Consider the following 17,891-nt stretch of genomic DNA (forward strand, 5'->3'; position numbering starts at 1 on the left):
TTACAGGCCCATCTGGCGCACCGCCAGGTCGCGCATGATTTCCTCGGAGCCACCACCGATAGCAAAGACTTTCACTTCCCGGTAAATACGTTCCACCGGATTGCCGCGCAGATAGGCCGCGCCACCGAAAATCTGCATGGCCTCCGAGGCGACGTATTCCAGCGCCCTGGTGGCGGCGAACTTGCCCTTGCAGATCTCCGCAACCGGCATATTGCCCTTGTTGACCTGCCAGCAAATCATGTTGCCGTAAGCTTCGATCTGGTCTATCCGGGCCGACATCTCGGCGATCTTGTGGCGAATGGCCTGATGCCTGATCAGCGGCTTGCCGAAGGTCTGCCGTTCCTGGGCCCAGGCGATGGATTCCTCCAGACAGGTTCTCATCATGCCCAGGGCACCGGCAATCATCGACAGACGCTCGTAGTTGAAGTTTTTCATGATGGCGATAAAGCCGTGGTTTTCCTCGCCCATCAGGTTGGCAGCGGGGACTCGGCAGTTATCGAAATACAGGGTCGCCTGATCGGAGGCCCACCAACCCATTTTCCGCTCCAGCGCGGAGCGGGAAAATCCCTGGGTGTCGGCGTCGACAAAAAACAGGGAGATCCCCACCAGGCCCTCGCCACCGGTTCGGGCGGCGACCACAAAGAAATCCCCTTTCATGCCGCCGGTTATAAAAGTCTTGGACCCATTGATCACCCACTCGTCGCCATCGCGCACCGCCGTGGTCTGCATATTGGCGACATCGGAACCACCACTGGGCTCGGTAATGGCCAGGCAGGAACCCTTGCGGCCGAGTACGATATCCTGCAGGCAACGCGCACGGATCTCCTCACTGGCGAGGTGCTCGATGGGGCCAATGGAGATACTGCGCCCCCCCACGCCGGCCCACACACCGGTACCCCCTGCTCTGGCCATCTCCTCGGCAGCGGCAAAACGCATGAAGGCGTCATCGAAGCCGAGGCCACCGTGGTCCTCGGAAACGCCAAAACCGAAGTAGCCCATGTCGCCCAGTTCCTCGTGCAGGCGCCAGGGAAAGTCACCGGCCTCGTCCCAGTCATCGATAAACGGCTTTATTTCGGTTTCGACGTAGCGCCTGATGGTTTCCCGGAACGTTCGTCGTTCCTCTGTCTCAAACGGATTCTGCATTGCTGTTTCCCGGGGTCAATCCTGTTCAGTTATTTCCAGTACCAGGGCGCCGGACGCCAGTTGCTGGCCGGCACTGGCATTCACAGCCGTTACTTCACCGGACACCGGCGTTACCAGCCGGTGTTCCATCTTCATCGCCTCCATCACGGCAACATCCTGCCCGGCTGCTACTTTGTCGCCGACGCTGACGAACACTTGCATCAGGTTGCCGTGCATGGGGGCAACAATGACGCCACTGCCACCGACGGTCTCATCACCGCGGGTAAAGGCCAGCTGGTTGCGCAGGTGGGTTTCCTCGCCGCGCAGTTGCAGGCTCACCTCGCCCTGGCCGGTGAAGGCGTAGTCAATATTCAGTTCGGTGTCATCGATGCGCAGGCGGGCGCGATTATCCTGCCCGGCTAGCCACTGCAGGCCGAGGATTCGCTCCCCAATACTGACCCGGTAGTGGTTCGGCGAGGTTTCTTCCAGGTACAGCTCCACCGGCACGTCGTCATCGCCAAAGCGGTAGTGGTTGCGCATGGCCCGGGTGCCTTTGAAGCCACTGAGTCCCGGCAGGGATGTCGGCAGGGTCGCGGCCGCCGCCTGCCGGGATTCGCGGTATATCAGGCAGGCGCCAGCCGCCATCGGCTCGACAGCGGTTGCCGCGGCATCGACAAAAGTGTCCGGATAGTTCTCGGCAATGAACGCAGTCGTTGCCGCGCCCTCGACAAAAGCCTGTTTGCCCAGCACATCGATCAGGAAAGCCCGGTTGCTGGCCAGCCCGAACAGGCAGGTATTCTGCAGCGCGCGGACCAGGCGTCGCCGGGCGATATCCCGGTCTTCACCCCAGGCGATAATCTTCGCCACCATGGGATCGTAGAAGGGTGAAATTTCCTGGCTCTGCAGCAAGCCGTGGTCCACCCGGATGCCCTCACCGGCAGGCGGAACCCAGAGGTGAGCAGTGCCGGTGGCGGGCAGAAAGTCGTTGCCGGGATCCTCGGCGTAGAGCCGCACCTCGATCGCATGGCCGGTGAGTGTTACCTGCTCCTGTGACAGGGGCAGCGGGTAGCCCTGGGCCACCTGGAATTGCATGGCCACCAGGTCCTGGCCGGTAATCATTTCGGTCACCGGATGCTCCACCTGCAGGCGGGTGTTCATTTCCAGGAAATAGAAATTGCCCTCGCCATCCAGCAGGAATTCAACCGTACCGGCGCCAATATAATGAATGCTTTTCGCCGCGTTCACCGCCGCCTGGCCCATGGCCTCCCGCAGCTCCGGGGTCATAACCGGACAGGGGGCTTCCTCAACCACCTTCTGGTGGCGGCGCTGCACCGAACAATCCCGCTCGCCGAGATGGATGACGTTACCCTGGCTGTCACCAAAGACCTGGATCTCCACGTGGCGCGGCTGGACTACGGCTTTCTCCAGTATCAGTTCCCCCGAACCAAAGGCATTCTCGGCCTCCGAGCGAGCCGAGCTGATCGCTACCGGCAGCTCCTCCAGCGTTGCCACCAGGCGCATTCCGCGACCGCCACCACCGGCGGCGGCCTTGACCATAATCGGCACACCGATATCCCTGGCCGCCGCCAACAGCGCCGAATCTGACTGGTCCTCATCCTGGTAGCCGGGAATACAGGGCACATCCGCCGCCAGCATGCGGCGCTTGGACGCCGCCTTGTTACCCATGATTTCTATCGCCTCGGGATCCGGGCCTATAAAGACCAGGCCGGCGTCGACACAGGCCCGGGAAAAAGCCGCGTTCTCGGACAGAAAGCCGTAGCCCGGGTGAATTGCCTGGGCACCGGTGGTGGCGGCAGCGGCGAGAATCCGCTCCATGTTCAGGTAGGATTCAGTGACCGGCCCCGGGCCGATCAGCACCGCCTCATCGGCGATCTGCACATGGCGCGCGCCGGCATCCGCTGCCGAATACACGGCAATGGCGCGATAGCCCTGCTGTTGAGCGCTGCGAATCACCCGCACCGCTATTTCGCCGCGGTTGGCGACCAGTATACTGTCGAACTGTTTCATCAGGCTGTCCCCGTGTTATTCCAGGCGGGCTTGCGCTTGTCGGCAAAGGCCTCCAGACCTTCTCTGGCCTCTTCTCCCAACATGCAGTCGGCAAATTGCTCGGCGGCAAAGCGCACCAGTTCGTCGCCGGCGAGGTGGCCGGTGGCATTGATAATCTGCTTGGTGGCCGCAATGGCACCGGGCGCTCCACCCCGGGCCTGCTGCAGCAGCTGCTCTGTTCTCGCCGCCAGCGCCTGCGCATCGGTTTCCACAAAATGGACAAGTCCCAGCCGTTGCGCCTCCTCGCCGTCAAAGCGGGCGGCGGTCAACAGCAGGCGCCGGGCCTCTGAGGGGCCAATGCGCTCCATGATCACCGGGGTAATTTGCGCCGGTGGAATGCCCAGGGTGACTTCCGTCAGCGCAAAGCGGGCATCACGGGTAGCAAGGGTGACATCGGCGAGGCAGGCGAGACCCAGGCCGCCCGCCATGGCGGCCCCCTCTATGACCACCAGGAACAACTGGGGCACCGCCCGCACCGCTTTCATCAGGCGGCCGAAATCGGCGTTGGAGCGGATAATCTCCTCCCGGTCAGCCTCGCCCTGGAATACGGTCTTGAACATCTTCAGGTCACCGCCGGCACAAAAAACACCGCCCTTGCCGCGCAGGATCACGAAGCGGATATCTGCCTGCCCGGGCAGTGCCTCCAGCACCAGGGCCAGGTCGTCAATCACCGGCGCCGACAGGGCATTGCGCGCCTCCGGGCGGTTAAACCAGATGGTCAGGGTGTCTGCCTGCTGCTCCAGCAGGATGTGTTCTGTTTCAGGTAGCATTGCTGTCTCCCGTTTGTCGCAATCCACTGCCCTTACATGCGGCCAACGCCGAAAGTGTTTGGATGGGTAGTACGATTGCGTGCTTCCCAGCAGGTTTGCAGGACGAATCCGAGCACCTTGCGGGTGTCCCGCGGATCGATGATGCCGTCATCCAGCATTCTCCCCGAGGTATAGAACGCATCGGACTGCTTGTTAAAGTGGGCGATGATTTTTGCCTCCTGGGCCTCGATCACCTCCGGCGGCACCTCGATACCCTTGCGCCTGGCGCCAGCAAGCATCACCTCGGACATGGTCCTGGCAGCAGATTCGCCGCCCATCACCCCAATGTTGATGTTGGGCCAGCTGAACAGGAAGTCAGGGTCATAGCCCTGGCCACACATGCCGTAGTTCCCGGCACCGAAGCTGGCGCCGATCATGAAGGTAATGCGCGGAACCCGCGCGTTGGTGACCGCCTGTATCATCTTGGCGCCGTGCTTGATCATCCCCGCCTGCTCGAACTCGGTGCCGACCATGTAGCCGGTAATGTTCTGCAGGAAGACCAGGGGCACATCGGACTGGTCGCACAACTGGATGAACTGGGCACACTTGGTGGCACCGTCCGTATCGATGGGACCGTTATTGCCAATGATCCCCACCGGTATGCCGAACACCCGGGCCTGCATGCAAACCGTGGCCGGGCCATAGCCCGGTTTGAAGTCCAGGATGTCGGAAGCATCGACAATACGGGCGACTACCTCACGCACATCATAGGGTTGACGGTAGTCGGCGGGAACGATGCCCAGCAGCTCCTCGCTGGCGTACACCGGTTCCTCGAAGGCACGCGGCGTCTGGTTGGGACACAGCCGGTTCCAGTCCAGCTTTTCCAGCAGTTCACGGCACAGCGCAATACCGTGAGCATCGTCCTCTGCCAGGTATTCCACCAGTCCCGACACCGTGGCATGCATTTGGGCACCACCGAGCTCGTCGTCGTTGGCCTCTTCGCCGGTCGCCGCCTTGAGCAGCGCGGGGCCCGCCAGGTAGGCCTTGCCATTGCCCTTGACCCCGATCACGTAATCGCTCATCCCCGGCATATAAGCGCCGCCGGCGGCCGATGCACCGTGGAGGATGACAAACGTGGGCACGCCGGCGGCACTGAGGCGGGCCAGGCGGGCGAATATCCCCCCCCCGTCCATCCACATCTCCACCTCGTACTCCATCAGGTTGGCGCCCGCGCTTTCCACCAGGTGGACCAGGGGAAGCTTCTTGTCCCTGGCGATATCCATGACCCGATTGCCTTTTTTGGTAGACAGGGCGGTCATGGCCCCGGCGTTGATGCCGGAATCGTCGACCATAATCATGCAGCGGGTGCCGGCGATATAACCGATACCGGCGATCATGCTGCAGCCCGGAACCGAGGCATCCCGGTCCTCGGTATCCACGGTAAAGCCGGCCATGTTCAACAGTTCCAGGAACGGCATGCCCGGGTCCAGCAAGCGGGTCAGCCGCTCCCGCGGCAGGATCTGGCCGCGTTTCTCGAACCGCGGCAGGCTTTTGTCTGACAGGGTGGCGGCGCGGTCCAGGACCTCGCGCAGGGTGCCGACTGATGCCAGCATATCCTCGCGATTCTTGCGGAATTCATCGGAGTCAGTATTTATCCTGGATTGAAATTGCGGCATGGGTGAGTCCTCAGGCGCAGGGTTGGCTTAACTTGAACTGGTCAGCGAGGCTGCGGGGCACGGCAATGGACTCGTTCAGTAGCAATTGAGCATAGCCCTTGCCCTGGGGATCAGCGCGTAAACTGGCCACGCCACCGCCACCGAGCACATCATGCAGGAGAAAATTGAAGGCATGGCACCCGGGCAGATAAAAACGCTGTGCCGGCGCCGATTGCTGGGGATCGAGAAAATGGGTGAAGTACCGGGCCACTCGCGCGGCGGTCAGCTGGCTCGCGATGTAGGGCACAAACTCGGGGCGACGGGCGATTATGCCGATATTGGCCTTGTTACCCTTGTCGCCACTCCGGCCCCAGGCCAGAGACTCCAATGGCACCTGCACCAGGTCATTGCCAGCCTCCGCCTGCGGCGGCTGGTGGGCAACCACCGCATCCGGCTGCCACAGCTGTTCTACCTCGTCCTGCAGCTTGAGGACTTCGCCCTCCAGCTCGACGCTGATCTGCAACTGCTTCCTGGGCACAATCATGGAAAACAGACGCACGACCGGCGACGGTTTGGGACGGGCACCGGCAAAACCGGTGAGTCCCGGCGGCGCGGTCAGGGCCATTCCCACCATTTCCTTTAACAGGATGCCGATACCCCCGGCGCTGGGGTGCTTGGCAGCGATCTTGACATCCACCTCCCGCACCGGCCCCACCTGGCGGGCGGCGCCAAAATGGGATTCTGCGCCGATTACCTCGACGCAGGTCTCACTGAAATCGGGCAGTCCCGCCCGCTGCAGGATAATCCGGCAGCGGTGGAACAGCGAGTCGGCAAACTTTTTCGCCTTGATGTCGGCATCCCGGCCGTACATGGTCCAGATGTGGCCACCGCGGAAACCATCGGCATAGGTCGCACTGACCTTGTAGCCCTCCGGCGCTCCCCGACCCCTGGCCCCGGTCACTTCCACCCGGTCCGGACCCACCTGCTCAATACTCACAGAGCTGAAGTCACAGACGACATCCGGCAGCTGGTAGGCCTGCGGATCCCCGATCTCATACAGCATTTGCTCCGCCACCGTGCCCACGGTCACCGCGCCGCCTGAACCCTCCGGCTTGGTAATTGTCACCTTGCCGCTGGCAGCCACTTCCGCGAGCGGATAACCGGCCTCCGGCAGGGTGTCTATCACCGTTTCCCAGTCAGTGTAGTTGCCGCCGGTGGCCTGGGTGCCACACTCGAGGATATGCCCGGCGAGGCTGGCCTGGGCCAGCTGGTCAAAGTCTTCGGGCTGCCAGCCAAAGGCATGGATGCAGGCACCAACGGTGACGGCGCTGTCCACGCAACGACCGGTGATGACAATATCGGCGCCCCTGTCCAGGGCAGTAGCGATCGGGAAGGCACCGAGATAGGCGTTAATGCTGGCGATCTTGTCCACCGCGGGAAAAGACTCGCCAGTGAACATTTCGCGCACACCGCTGGCGGCAAACTCATCGGCACGCTGCAGCAGGTCGTCACCACTAACCACTGCGACCTGCAACGCAAGCCCCTGGTCCTGGATCAGTTTGCGCGCCGCCGCCGCACAGGCCCGGGGATTGACGCCACCGGCATTGGCGATGACCTTGACGCCCTGTGCGGCAATGGTCGCCAGGTTGGGCTGCAGCACGGCAGTGATAAAGTCCGTAGCATAACCCATGTTTTCGTCAGCACCGCGCGCCCGGGCCATGATCGACATGGTAACCTCTGCCAGGTAATCGTAGACGAGGTAATCCAGACGACCGGTTGCCAGCAATTGCGGGGTTGCCATTGCGGCGTCGCCCCAAAAACCGGATGCGCCACCAATACAAATATTATCTGCCATCGTTTCCACCTGCTCTCAGCACGGGCAGCAAGACCCGAAACTGACTGCCGCCATTGGAAAAAATGCGATACTATATTATTATTAAGTAGCGCTCAAATCCTTTCGAGAACGCCCCCTGATGACCAGAGCAGAGCCCAACAAATCACGCAGCCGGCTGGAGCAGCGCGAGTCCGATATCATGGACGCCGCCACCGGCCTGTTCGCCAAGGAGGGCTTCCACGGTACCTCTACCCGCAAAATTGCGGCCGCAGCGGGCGTCTCGGAAGGCACCCTGTTCCATTACTTCAGCACCAAGAACGCGCTGTTGCTGGCAATTCTCGACAAGTTCTACGGCGAGTTGATCGAGAGCGCCCAAGACGGCATGCAGGAGATCATGGGTACCCGGGAACGCTTGCTGTTCCTGGCCCGCAATCACCTGCGGGTACTGATGGCCCAGCAGGCGCTGATGTTGCGGCTGCTACAGGTCTATCTGTCAGTGGATGCGAACTACTATACCGACTACAAAAACACGGCACTGCACCAGCTCAACTACCGCTACACCCGCATATTCGACAGCGTGATCAGGGAAGGCATGGAACGGGGCTATGTCAGGGCCGACCTGGAATTGTCGGCGATACGCGACCTGTTTTTCGGCGGGCTGGAATACGGCATGCGTACCCTGATGGGACGCAATTCAAGCAGGAAAAAGATCGACGCCTATGTCGAGGTGATCGTGCAGCCACTGTGGCAGAGCATGCAGGTAGCCAGCGACACGCCGCCGGACGCGGCAGCCGGGCTGGAGCGCAGGCTGGAACTGGCCTGCGAACGGCTGGAGAACATTGCCGATCGTCTCGACAAACCCTGATGCAAGCCGCCAGTCAGTGCAGCAAACGGTCTTTCAGGCGGGCAATCTTGTCTGCATCGAGGTCCAGAGCCGACTCGTAAAAATGCTCCCTGGAAGCGTAATGCCGGCGGATTTCCTCAAAGCAGGCGCGAATATACTCCGGCCTGACCTCCAGTAAGGGGCGCAGCACATGCTCCGGCACCGCGTCCCCCGATTCATCCCGGAACTGGCCGGATAGCTGCCCGATCTCCTCCTCAATGGGCAGGTAGCGGTTGGTGAGCAGGTAGTCCTCGACGATGGCGTCTTCCTCGACCCCGAGCACATCCAGGATCAGCGCCGCCCCGAAGCCGGTGCGGTCCTTGCCAGAGGCGCAGTGGATCAGGGTCGGATGATCTCCGGCAAGAATAAGCTGGAACATTTCGCAATACTGCGGCAACTGGCTGGCAACGAAGTCCCGGTTCATCTCCTCCATGAAACCGGAGGCATCATCCACCGCGATAATTCCCCGGTGCAGGTTTTCCATGAAATTGCCGCGACTACCCGGGCTTATCGGCAGACTGGCCAGCGTGTACCCACTCTCCTGCCCCAGGAGGGTCGGTTCCAGTTCCTGCTCCAGCACCTGGCGAAAGTCGCAGACCAGGGTGAGCCCCAGTCGCCTGACATAATCCTGGTCGCCCTCGGTCAGGCGGGACAGCTTGCTGGAGCGATACAGTTTGCCCCATTTCAGCTGCCGGCCACATTCAGTCTGGTAACCGCCCAGGTCACGGAAATTGGAAGTACCGGCCAGTGACAGCCGGCGCTCCGCCAGGATGGCTGATTCTCCCTGCGTTGAGCGGAGGAGAAAATAGTGGCGCACAGATTTATCCGGATTGGGAACCCGGGCCCTCTCCTCCCGGGTACAGAGCACCGGGACCCCCGGGTTCCCCTGCCGATAGAAAAACTCCGGGTCATCAGACATGTAGATACTGACCAGGTGTCCGGGTTCGAGGGTACGCCAGCTTAGCTCGTAGTCCTGCTGGTCGTTGCGTTCCACATGACAGGCGCTCAAATCGAACATTCCGCCACTCCCCTGTTCAGGCAAGCCTGGCCAGCAGCCGCGGCACCAGGCGTTTGAGGCGCTTCAGGGTAGCCAGGGCCAGGTCAAGCTGTTCGCTGCCTATCCTCCGCTGCCGGGTATCGTCCATATCAATCGATCTGCCTACGTTGTACATCAGCCAGTTCAGCCAGTCTCCCTGCACGCAGTGCAGGGCGGCTTCCACCTCTTCGGGAGCCCCCCTGCCGCCGGCCTCCAGGTAGACCGACAACATGTGCATAAAGCGGGCTTCATTGAAGTCCAGGGTAATGCCACTCCAATCCAGCGCCTCCAGCACGATTTCGTGGGTGGGGTTTAGCCGGTGGGCCGATTCCCAGTCAATGATGAGCGGCTCACCGGCGGCAGTCCAGAGAATATTCTTGTGGTCCAGGTCGCCGTGGCTGGCAAGGGTATGCGCCGACAGGAATTCGACGGCCTCGCCATGGCGCTGCACCAGTTGCAGGAACCAGTCCAGGTCCTGTTCCAGCTCTCTGGAGCGGCGGCAATTTCTGCTGCGGGCGAACTGCACCAGTACATTCAGCCTGTCGGCACTGAGTACTGCATATTCCTCGCCTGCCAGACCCGGAATATCAATACTGGCGCGGTGCATGGCGGCAAACAGCTCTGCAACCTGCGCCACGTGCCGGTCGTCGATCTCACTCCGGTGCAGGGCCCGGGCCTGCACCCAGGGATAGACGAGATAAGCGGCGTCCTCGATGGTTTGCAGGTAGTGGTCTCCGCGTTTACGGGCCACTACTGCCGGGATGCCACGACGCTGGAATTCCCCGGCGACAGCTTCAGTGCGGTCAAAGTGCGCCACTGTACTGGGATCACCCGGGTCAAGCTCAGCGGCGAGCTGCTTGATCGCATATTGTCCGCCACTGGTGTCGAGCATCCACATGCGGTGATGGAAGCCGCCCTTGACCGGCGCTGGCGCAGACAGCGGTGATCCCAGCTGCAGGGCCGCACAGAGCTGCCGCAGGTGAGCAGGGTTGTCGGGCAGTGGATTCTGCAAGGGCTTTGCTCTCCTGTATTTATTTAAATAGATATTATGTATGTATATAAGGATTATTGTTGTTGTAATTATTGGGGCCGGCCACGCCTGTGGTTAAGCGAATAAAACCTATTTAAATCAGTTATTTATAGCAAGCATAAGGCACTTATCAAGCCCTGTAACTGGCGGTGAAAAGCCGTGTTGGAGGTGAGGATGGTTTGGGGATAAGCCAGCCCTGATTTCCGGGTCATCGTCCCAGGCCGATATATCCAGAAACCCTGCAGTTGTTTTCCCCCGGCTGATTCACCAGCTTATCCTCACTTCGCCTGGCCCCGGTGCCCGCAGCTAACAAGCTCTGTGTTGTTGCTGGACAAGCTGTTGCTCCGTGAGATTCAAGGCATAAGTCTGTGGATAGTACTGGGACAGGGTGTGTTTTTGCCGGGAATTACTTGCCGATGCAAAAGCTGGAAAAGATTTCGCCGAGCAGCTGGTCGGAACTCACCGCGCCGGTGATTTCGCCAAGGGCATGCTGGCATTCCCTGAGGTCCTCGGCCAATAGTTCGCCGGCGCCTGCACCCTCCAGCTGCGCGCGTCCGGCGGCGAGGGCCCGGGCCGCTTTTTCCAGCGACTGCAAGTGGCGGCGGCGGGCGCTGAAGCTGCTCTCCTCGCTCTCGCTGTAACCCATGCGCTGTTTCAGGTGGGACTTGAGCAGGTCCATACCGGCACCGGTTTTGGCGGACAATTCGATAATTGCGGTACCGTTGTGGTCGGAGACACCCGGTTCGCGTCCACTCAGGTCGCACTTGTTGTGCACCACGCTGGTGGCGATGTGGCGGGTCAGGTGCTGCTGGATTTCGGGCCAGATAGCCCGGGGCTTGTCGTTGTCGTGGTCCGGGTTCGAGCCATCGACCACCAGCAGGATATGGTCGGCCGATTCCATCTCCGACCAGGCCCGGCGGATGCCCTCCTGCTCTACCTCGTCGGCGCTGTCTCGCAGTCCCGCGGTGTCGACAATGTGCAGGGGCATGCCGTCTATCTGGATGTGTTCGCGCAGCACATCCCGGGTCGTACCTTCGATGGCCGTGACGATGGCCCTGTCCTGGCCAGACAGCGCGTTGAGCAGGCTGGACTTGCCGGCATTGGGCTTGCCGGCGATGACCAGTTTCATCCCCTCCTGCAGCAGGGCGCCCTGTCTGGCCTGGGCGTGTACCCGCTCCAGCTGGTCGATAATCGCCAGCAGCTGCTCGCGAACCTGGCCGTCGCCGATGAAGTCGATTTCTTCCTCGGGGAAGTCGATGGCGGCCTCCACGTATACCCGCAGTCTCGTTACCAGCTCTACCAGGGCATTAATCTCGCGGGAAAATGCTCCCTGCAGGGAGCGGTTGGCGTTGAGCGCAGCCTGTTCGGTAGTACTGTTGATCAGGTCGGCAATCGCTTCTGCCTGGGCCAGGTCCAGTTTGTCGTTGAGAAAGGCGCGTTCGGAAAACTCGCCGGGTCGGGCCTGCCTGGCTCCCCGCGCGGTGCAGGCCTTAACAAGCAGGTCGAGAATGACCGGGCCGCCGTGGCCCTGCAGTTCAACCACGTCTTCGCCGGTAAAGGAATGCGGCCCGGGGAAGTAAAGGGCAATGCCGGAGTCGAGCCGCTGCCCGGCGCTATCGCTGAACGGGCAGAAGTGGGCGTGGCGCGGGCTCAGGGTTTGTCCGGTAATGGCCCGGGCGATTGCCAAGGCATTATTACCCGACAGACGCACAATGCCGACACCACCCCTGCCCGGGGCGGTGGCTACCGCGACGATGGTTTCGGTGCCGGTGATGGTGGGTTCGCTCATCCGGACAGTATAGCGCCCCGCGCCCTGGCGGAAACGGGGCGGGCCGATCAGCTGTCAGCGTTCTCTATCTGGCGGGTAATCACGTATTGCTGGGCCATGGACAGGAGGTTGTTGACCACCCAGTACAGCACCAGACCGGCCGGGAACCAGAGGAAGAAGAAGGTGAAGACAATGGGCAGCCACTGCATGATCTTCGCCTGCATGGGATCGGTGGGCGGCGGGTTGAGCTTCTGCATAAACCACATACTGGCCCCCATCAGGATGGGCAGGACAAAGTACGGGTCCATGACCGACAGGTCGTCAATCCACAGGGCAAAGGGCGCATGGCGCAGCTCGACACTCTCCATCAACACCCAGTACAGGGCGATGAACACCGGCATTTGCACCAGGATGGGCAGGCAACCGCCCATGGGGTTGACCTTCTCCTTGCGGTACAGCTCCATCATGGCCTGGGACTGCTTTTGCTTGTCGTCCGCGTACTGCTCGCGGATGTCCATCATTTTAGGCTGTACCTTGCGCATGCGCGCCATGGAACGGTAACTGGTAGCGGACAGCTTGAAAAAGGCCGCTTTAACCAGCACGGTCAGCAGGATGATCGCCACACCCCAGTTACCGACAAACAGGAAGATCTTGTTCAGCAGCCAGAACAGGGGCTGGGCAATCCACCACAGCCAGCCGTAATCCACCACCAGATCCAGGTAAGGCGAGATCTCGGCCAGCCGGTACTGGTCCTTGGGACCGGCGTAGAACCGGGCGCCGGTCTGGCCGGACTGGCCGGGATCCAGGGTCAGGGCCGGGCTGGTAAAACCGGCAATGTTGAAGCCGGCGGAGGTGACCCGGGTACTGTAGTTGTGGCTCTGCTCGGCGTTGGGGATCCAGGCACTGAGGAAGTAGTGCTGCAACATGGCAATCCAGCCGCCGGGCAATTGTGCCTTGAAGGGCTCTTCGCGCATGTCCTCGAAGCTGAACTTGGTGAAGCGTTCGTCCGGTTGGGTAATAGCCGCACCGAGGAAGGGCTGCATGCCCATACCGGCACCGCTGGCTGAGGGTGCCGGGCTGCTGTCGCGCTTGATCTGGCCGAACAGGTTGGCCTGCCAGCGGCTGCTGCTGTTGTTCTCGACCAGGTAGTCCACCTGCACCAGGTAGTCACCGCGGGTGAAGGTAAAGCGTTTGGTAACGTTCACATCGCCACTTTCACCCTGCCAGTGCAAATCGACCACCAGCTGGTCCTGGCCGGCTGCCATTTCATAGCTGCTGGCGCTGGTGCTGAAGGAAGCGCGTCCCTTGCTGTCGATACCGTCGGCACCAATCAGGCCGCTCTGGGCAACATAGGTGCGTTTTTCATTCTGCTCGAGGAGCACGAAGGGGACATCGGGATTGTCGATCTGCTCCAGGTGGCGAGGCAGTGCCAGCTCGATGATGTCGCCGCCCCTGAGGTCTATCGCCAGTTGCAGGCTATCGGTCCTGACCAGCACGATCCGGCTGTTGTCGCTGGCCACTTCGGCCGGTGTTTCGGGACTGGCGGTATCAGGGGCCGATGGCAAGTCCTCGTTGCTGCCGGGGGCTGCCGATTCCTCAAGCACTTGCGGCAGTTCCGCCGGGCGGGCCTCGCCATTGGCGATCAGGCGGGTGGTCTGGGCTTCTGCGGCCTGGGTCTTGCCATCCTTGAAGGCTACCCACTCGGTGAGCAGCATGAAGGAAAGAATGGCGATCGCGCCAATAAGCAATGAGCGTTGCAAATCCATAGTAATATCTGTGGCTTAGTGTGAGTGGCGGCAGGGAGGCACCGGGTCGATGCCCCCCTCGTGCCAGGGGTGGCATTTTGACAGGCGGCGGATCGCCAGCCAGCTTCCTTTCAGTACCCCGTGTTCGGCGATCGCCTGCTGGGCATAACTGGAACAACTGGGATGGAAACGGCAGTTGTTGCCCAGAAACGGGCTCAGCAATACCTTGTAACAGCTAATCAGGGTAATCAAGAAGCGACGCATCAGGGTTCCGTGCCTTGGCTGGGTTGGGACGCGTGGCGGATCAGTTTCTGCCACTGCTGCCGCAATATAGTAGAAAGCTCTGCATTATCCAACCGGTCCAGTCCGCGCCGGGCCAGCAGGATAACGTCCAGCGGGGGCGTGGATGGAGGCAGGGTGCGGAATACTTCCCGCGCTATCCGTTTTATCCGGTTGCGCTGCACCGCCAAGCGGACATTTTTTTTGGCTATGACTAAACCCAGGCGGTGCCCGGGTTCATCATTGGTGCGTGCCAGAAGCAATAAATGCTGGTGCGAGGCTCTTGCCTCGGCGCCGTCAAATACCCGGCTGTAGTCTTTGGCATTAAGCAGGCGTCTGGCTTTGCCGAAGCTGTTGTCAGCGCCCACCCAGTTTGCTGTCCGTTAAGCGGACAGGACCTTGCGGCCCTTGGCACGACGGCGGTTGAGAACGGCGCGGCCATTCTTGGTGGCCATGCGCGAGCGGAAACCGTGGGTGCGCTTGCGCTTCAGTACGCTGGGCTGAAATGTTCTTTTCATGACTGTATTCCAAATGGTTGATTCAGGGGGCCGGCGATTCCACGAGGAAATGAGCCACTGGCCGGAAAAAAGGTGGGGTATTCTATTGAAATGCCGGTGTTAATTCAATGCAGGCGGGGGTATTTTTTCGGGCCTGTTCGGGAGCCGTTTTGCCGCTTTCCCGGCTTGCGATGAAGGCGCTGCTGCTGCCTGCCCTGGCGATCGGGCGAGCCCAGATCTACCGCGGCCTGCAGCAATCGCCCCACAGATTCCCCATAAATTATCGACAGCTTATCCACAAACAGGGTTATCAATTTAATTTTTCCTGCAGCTGGTTAAAAAATAGTCCATATAGGCATAAGGTATTGAAAAACATACTAATAAATAATAGCAGCTGCATTAAAATATGTGTGGATAAGTGGCGAAAGCGAGAGTATGATCTGTCCACCGATCAGGGGAAAATCAGATCGGTAAACACAACAATGAATCATAATGTGACTAGCGGAGGCGCGCGCTCTGGTGCGCCTCAAGGGGAAAGTTTTGCCTGGCGTGGTATGGAAGCAATGCGTCGACAGATTGCAGGATGAGCTGCCTTCACAGCAGTTCAATACCTGGATAAGGCCGCTTCAGGCCAGCAGCGACGGACAATCACTCACTCTCTTTGCCCCCAACCGGTTCATCAAGGATTTCGTGTCCGACAAATTCGCCCAGCGTATTACCGAGCTGCTGGCGGAACTGGAGCCGGGTGGTGGCCTCCATGTGGTACTGGAGATAGGTGGCCAGGGCCGGACCAGCCAGCCGCTGACGCCGGTTGCGGCGGCGGCCCCCGTGCCCGTTCCCACGGTTAACGACATGCCACCGGCGGTGTCGGGTACTGTGGTATCTACCGGCGGCGGTGTTGTTGCTGGCCATGGCCGGCGCAGCGCCCATAATGGCCTGCGCCAGGCGGAAATTGAAGGCTCGCTGCAGCACCAGCAAAATCTGGTGGACACTTATACCTTTGATAATTTTGTCGAAGGCAAGTCAAACCAGCTCGCCCTGGCCGCGGCGCGACAGGTAGCAGAAAACCCCGGTGATTCCTACAACCCCCTGTTCCTGTATGGCGGTGTGGGCCTGGGTAAAACCCACCTGATGCACGCGGTGGGCAATGCTCTCAAGCGCAGCAAACCCAATGCCAAGATCGTCTACCTGCATTCCGAGCGCTTTGTGGCCGACATGGTAAAGGCGCTGCAGTTAAACGCGATCAGTGACTTCAAGCGCTACTACCGCACGGTAGACGCCCTGCTGATTGACGATATCCAGTTTTTTGCCAAGAAAGATCGTTCCCAGGAGGAATTTTTTCACACCTTCAACGCCTTGCTCGAGGGCGGGCAGCAGATGATCCTGACCTGCGACCGTTATCCCAAGGAGATCGATGGCCTCGAGGAGCGGCTCAAGTCGCGTTTCGGCTGGGGACTGACCGTGGCCGTGGAGCCGCCGGAACTGGAAACCCGGGTGGCCATCCTGATGAAGAAAGCCACCCAGGCGCGCATTAACCTGCCCCCTGATGCCGCGTTCTTTATCGCCCAGCGAATTCGGTCCAATGTCAGGGAGCTGGAGGGTGCGCTGAAAAGAGTGATAGCGAGCGCTCACTTCACAAAAAGGGATATCGACATTGAGTTGATCAAGGACAGCCTGAAAGACTTGCTGGCCCTGCAGGACAAACAGGTCAGCCTGGACAATATCCAGCGCACCGTGGCCGAGTATTACAAAATAAAAGTGGCGGACCTGATGTCGCGTCGTCGCAGCCGCTCTGTGGCCCGGCCCCGCCAGGTGGCCATGGCCCTGGCCAAGGAACTGACCAATCACAGCCTGCCGGAAATTGGTGACAGCTTTGGTGGCAGAGATCACACGACAGTTCTTCACGCATGTCGTAAAATCAAGGAACTTCGTGAAACCGATGCAGATATTCGCGAAGACTACAAGAACTTGCTGCGATCGCTCACTACCTGAGCGTAGCCGGGAGAAAGCAGTTCTGGTGTGTAAATAATGTAAAATAAACTGCCGGCCACGGCTTTATCGTGTTAAGGAATCACAATCCCTATGAAGTTCACTGTTTCGCGGGACGCCCTGCTCAAGCCCTTGAACCTGGTCGCCGGTGTGGTCGAACGCCGCCAGACCTTACCTATCCTGGCCAACGTTCTCATGGTGCTGGAAGACGATCGCCTGTCCCTGACCGGCACTGACCTCGAGGTCGAGCTGGTCGGCCGCGTCCAGCTGGGGGCCACGGGTGAGTCTGGTGAGCTAACCGTACCCGCCCGCAAGCTGGTGGATATATGCAAGTCGCTACCTGAGGGCAGCGATATCAGTTTTAGCGCTGAAGACGGCAAGGTTACCGTCAAGTCGGGGCGCAGCCGTTTCACCCTGTCGACACTGCCTGCCCGGGAGTTTCCCAACGTGGAAGACAGCAGCATGGGTACCCACCAGTTTACGATCAGGCAGGGCCAGCTCAAACGCCTGATTGAGCGTACCGGTTTCGCCATGGCCCAGCAGGACGTCCGCTATTACCTCAACGGTATGCTTTGGGAACTGAAAGACCAGCAATTGAAGGTGGTTGCCACCGACGGTCATCGCCTGGCCCTGTGCAGCCTGCCGGAGAAAGTCGATACCAGTGAGGATGCCCAGGTGATTCTGCCCCGCAAGGGCGTGCTGGAATTGGCGCGCCTGTTGCTGGCGGAAGAGGAAGATATCGCCATCGTCATCGGCAGCAATCATATTCGTGCCACGACTGACGAATTCACTTTCACATCGAAGCTGGTTGATGGCAAGTTTCCTGATTATCAGCGCGTATTGCCCCGCTCTCCCAATAAGATCGTACTCGGTTCCCGGGTGGAACTGCGCCAGGCCTTTACTCGCACCGCGATCCTCTCCAACGAAAAGTACCGTGGTGTACGCCTCAAGCTGACGGATAACAGCCTGGATATCGTAGCGAATAACCCGGAACAGGAAGAAGCCGAGGAGGCGGTACCCGTTGATTACCAGGGCGAGCCCCTGGAGGTTGGTTTCAATGTCAGTTACTTGCTGGACGTGTTGTCGGTACTGAGTGGTGAGCAGGTCAAGCTATCCCTGTCCGACCCCAACAGCAGTGCGCTGTTGGAAGAGTCAGACGAGGGCGACTCGCTGTACGTGGTAATGCCCATGCGCCTCTAGGAGGCGCAGTCCCCTCCCCTTTTCCAGCCCCGCGCTG

Annotated in this window: 15 protein-coding genes; 3 read left to right on the plus strand and 12 right to left on the minus strand. The window is 60.3% G+C overall.

All coding sequences use genetic code 11. The features are described 5' to 3' along the window. From DWB85_RS08880 to DWB85_RS08900, 5 genes are read right to left on the minus strand one after another with little or no spacing between them, the layout of a single operon-like run. Window positions 1-1,143 carry an acyl-CoA dehydrogenase family protein gene (locus DWB85_RS08880; RefSeq protein ID WP_117953867.1) on the minus strand — a complete coding sequence of 381 codons (1,143 nt, stop codon included), beginning with the start codon at window positions 1,141-1,143 and terminating at the stop codon, window positions 1-3. Between the two features lie 15 nt (window positions 1,144-1,158). Next, window positions 1,159-3,150, minus strand: a complete 1,992-nt coding sequence (locus tag DWB85_RS08885; protein ID WP_117953868.1) for an acetyl/propionyl/methylcrotonyl-CoA carboxylase subunit alpha — start codon at window positions 3,148-3,150, stop codon at window positions 1,159-1,161. Further along, entirely contained in the window at window positions 3,150-3,959 is an 810-nt protein-coding gene (locus DWB85_RS08890) for an enoyl-CoA hydratase/isomerase family protein (protein ID WP_117953869.1), read from the minus strand. The genes DWB85_RS08885 and DWB85_RS08890 overlap by 1 nt, the downstream gene beginning before the upstream one ends. A gap of 32 nt (window positions 3,960-3,991) precedes the next feature. Continuing rightward, complete coding sequence (locus DWB85_RS08895) at window positions 3,992-5,614, minus strand: acyl-CoA carboxylase subunit beta (protein WP_117953870.1); 1,623 nt, start codon at window positions 5,612-5,614, stop codon at window positions 3,992-3,994. Window positions 5,615-5,624: 10 nt separating this feature from the next. Then, window positions 5,625-7,448, minus strand: coding sequence for an acyclic terpene utilization AtuA family protein (locus tag DWB85_RS08900; RefSeq protein ID WP_117953871.1), 1,824 nt, complete (start codon window positions 7,446-7,448; stop codon window positions 5,625-5,627). A 118-nt stretch (window positions 7,449-7,566) separates the two neighbouring features. Between DWB85_RS08900 and DWB85_RS08905 the strand changes: the two genes are divergently transcribed. Next, window positions 7,567-8,292, plus strand: a complete 726-nt coding sequence (locus DWB85_RS08905) for a TetR/AcrR family transcriptional regulator (RefSeq protein WP_117953872.1) — start codon at window positions 7,567-7,569, stop codon at window positions 8,290-8,292. Window positions 8,293-8,305: 13 nt separating this feature from the next. On the opposite strand, the gene DWB85_RS08910 is transcribed toward DWB85_RS08905, so the two are convergent. From DWB85_RS08910 to rpmH, 7 genes are all read right to left on the minus strand, one after another. Next, window positions 8,306-9,328: a tyrosine-protein phosphatase gene (locus DWB85_RS08910; RefSeq protein WP_117953873.1), complete on the minus strand. Its 1,023-nt coding sequence runs from the start codon at window positions 9,326-9,328 to the stop codon at window positions 8,306-8,308. Window positions 9,329-9,344: 16 nt separating this feature from the next. Next, entirely contained in the window at window positions 9,345-10,358 is a 1,014-nt protein-coding gene (locus tag DWB85_RS08915) for an aminoglycoside phosphotransferase family protein (protein ID WP_117953874.1), read from the minus strand. Window positions 10,359-10,782: 424 nt separating this feature from the next. Continuing rightward, window positions 10,783-12,165: a tRNA uridine-5-carboxymethylaminomethyl(34) synthesis GTPase MnmE gene (gene mnmE, locus DWB85_RS08920; protein ID WP_117953875.1), complete on the minus strand. Its 1,383-nt coding sequence runs from the start codon at window positions 12,163-12,165 to the stop codon at window positions 10,783-10,785. Between the two features lie 47 nt (window positions 12,166-12,212). Continuing rightward, window positions 12,213-13,910: a membrane protein insertase YidC gene (gene yidC / locus DWB85_RS08925; RefSeq protein ID WP_117953876.1), complete on the minus strand. Its 1,698-nt coding sequence runs from the start codon at window positions 13,908-13,910 to the stop codon at window positions 12,213-12,215. 15 nt (window positions 13,911-13,925) lie between these two features. Then, a complete protein-coding gene (gene yidD / locus DWB85_RS08930) occupies window positions 13,926-14,153 on the minus strand; it encodes a membrane protein insertion efficiency factor YidD (protein WP_117953877.1) in 228 nt (75 codons plus the stop codon). Further along, complete coding sequence (gene rnpA / locus DWB85_RS08935) at window positions 14,153-14,536, minus strand: ribonuclease P protein component (protein WP_117953878.1); 384 nt, start codon at window positions 14,534-14,536, stop codon at window positions 14,153-14,155. The genes yidD and rnpA overlap by 1 nt, the downstream gene beginning before the upstream one ends. A gap of 15 nt (window positions 14,537-14,551) precedes the next feature. Continuing rightward, a complete protein-coding gene (gene rpmH / locus DWB85_RS08940) occupies window positions 14,552-14,686 on the minus strand; it encodes a 50S ribosomal protein L34 (protein WP_117953879.1) in 135 nt (44 codons plus the stop codon). 519 nt (window positions 14,687-15,205) lie between these two features. On the opposite strand from rpmH, the gene dnaA reads away from it, so the two are divergent. Both dnaA and dnaN read left to right on the plus strand, forming a co-directional pair. Beyond that, complete coding sequence (gene dnaA / locus DWB85_RS08950) at window positions 15,206-16,657, plus strand: chromosomal replication initiator protein DnaA (protein WP_117953881.1); 1,452 nt, start codon at window positions 15,206-15,208, stop codon at window positions 16,655-16,657. 90 nt (window positions 16,658-16,747) lie between these two features. Beyond that, on the plus strand, window positions 16,748-17,854 hold the full coding sequence (gene dnaN, locus DWB85_RS08955) for a DNA polymerase III subunit beta (RefSeq protein ID WP_117953882.1): 1,107 nt from the start codon (window positions 16,748-16,750) through the stop codon (window positions 17,852-17,854). The last annotated feature ends 37 nt before the right edge of the window (window positions 17,855-17,891 follow it).

It is taken from the genome of Seongchinamella sediminis (assembly GCF_003457605.1).
GTDB lineage: Bacteria > Pseudomonadota > Gammaproteobacteria > Pseudomonadales > Halieaceae > Halioglobus > Halioglobus sediminis.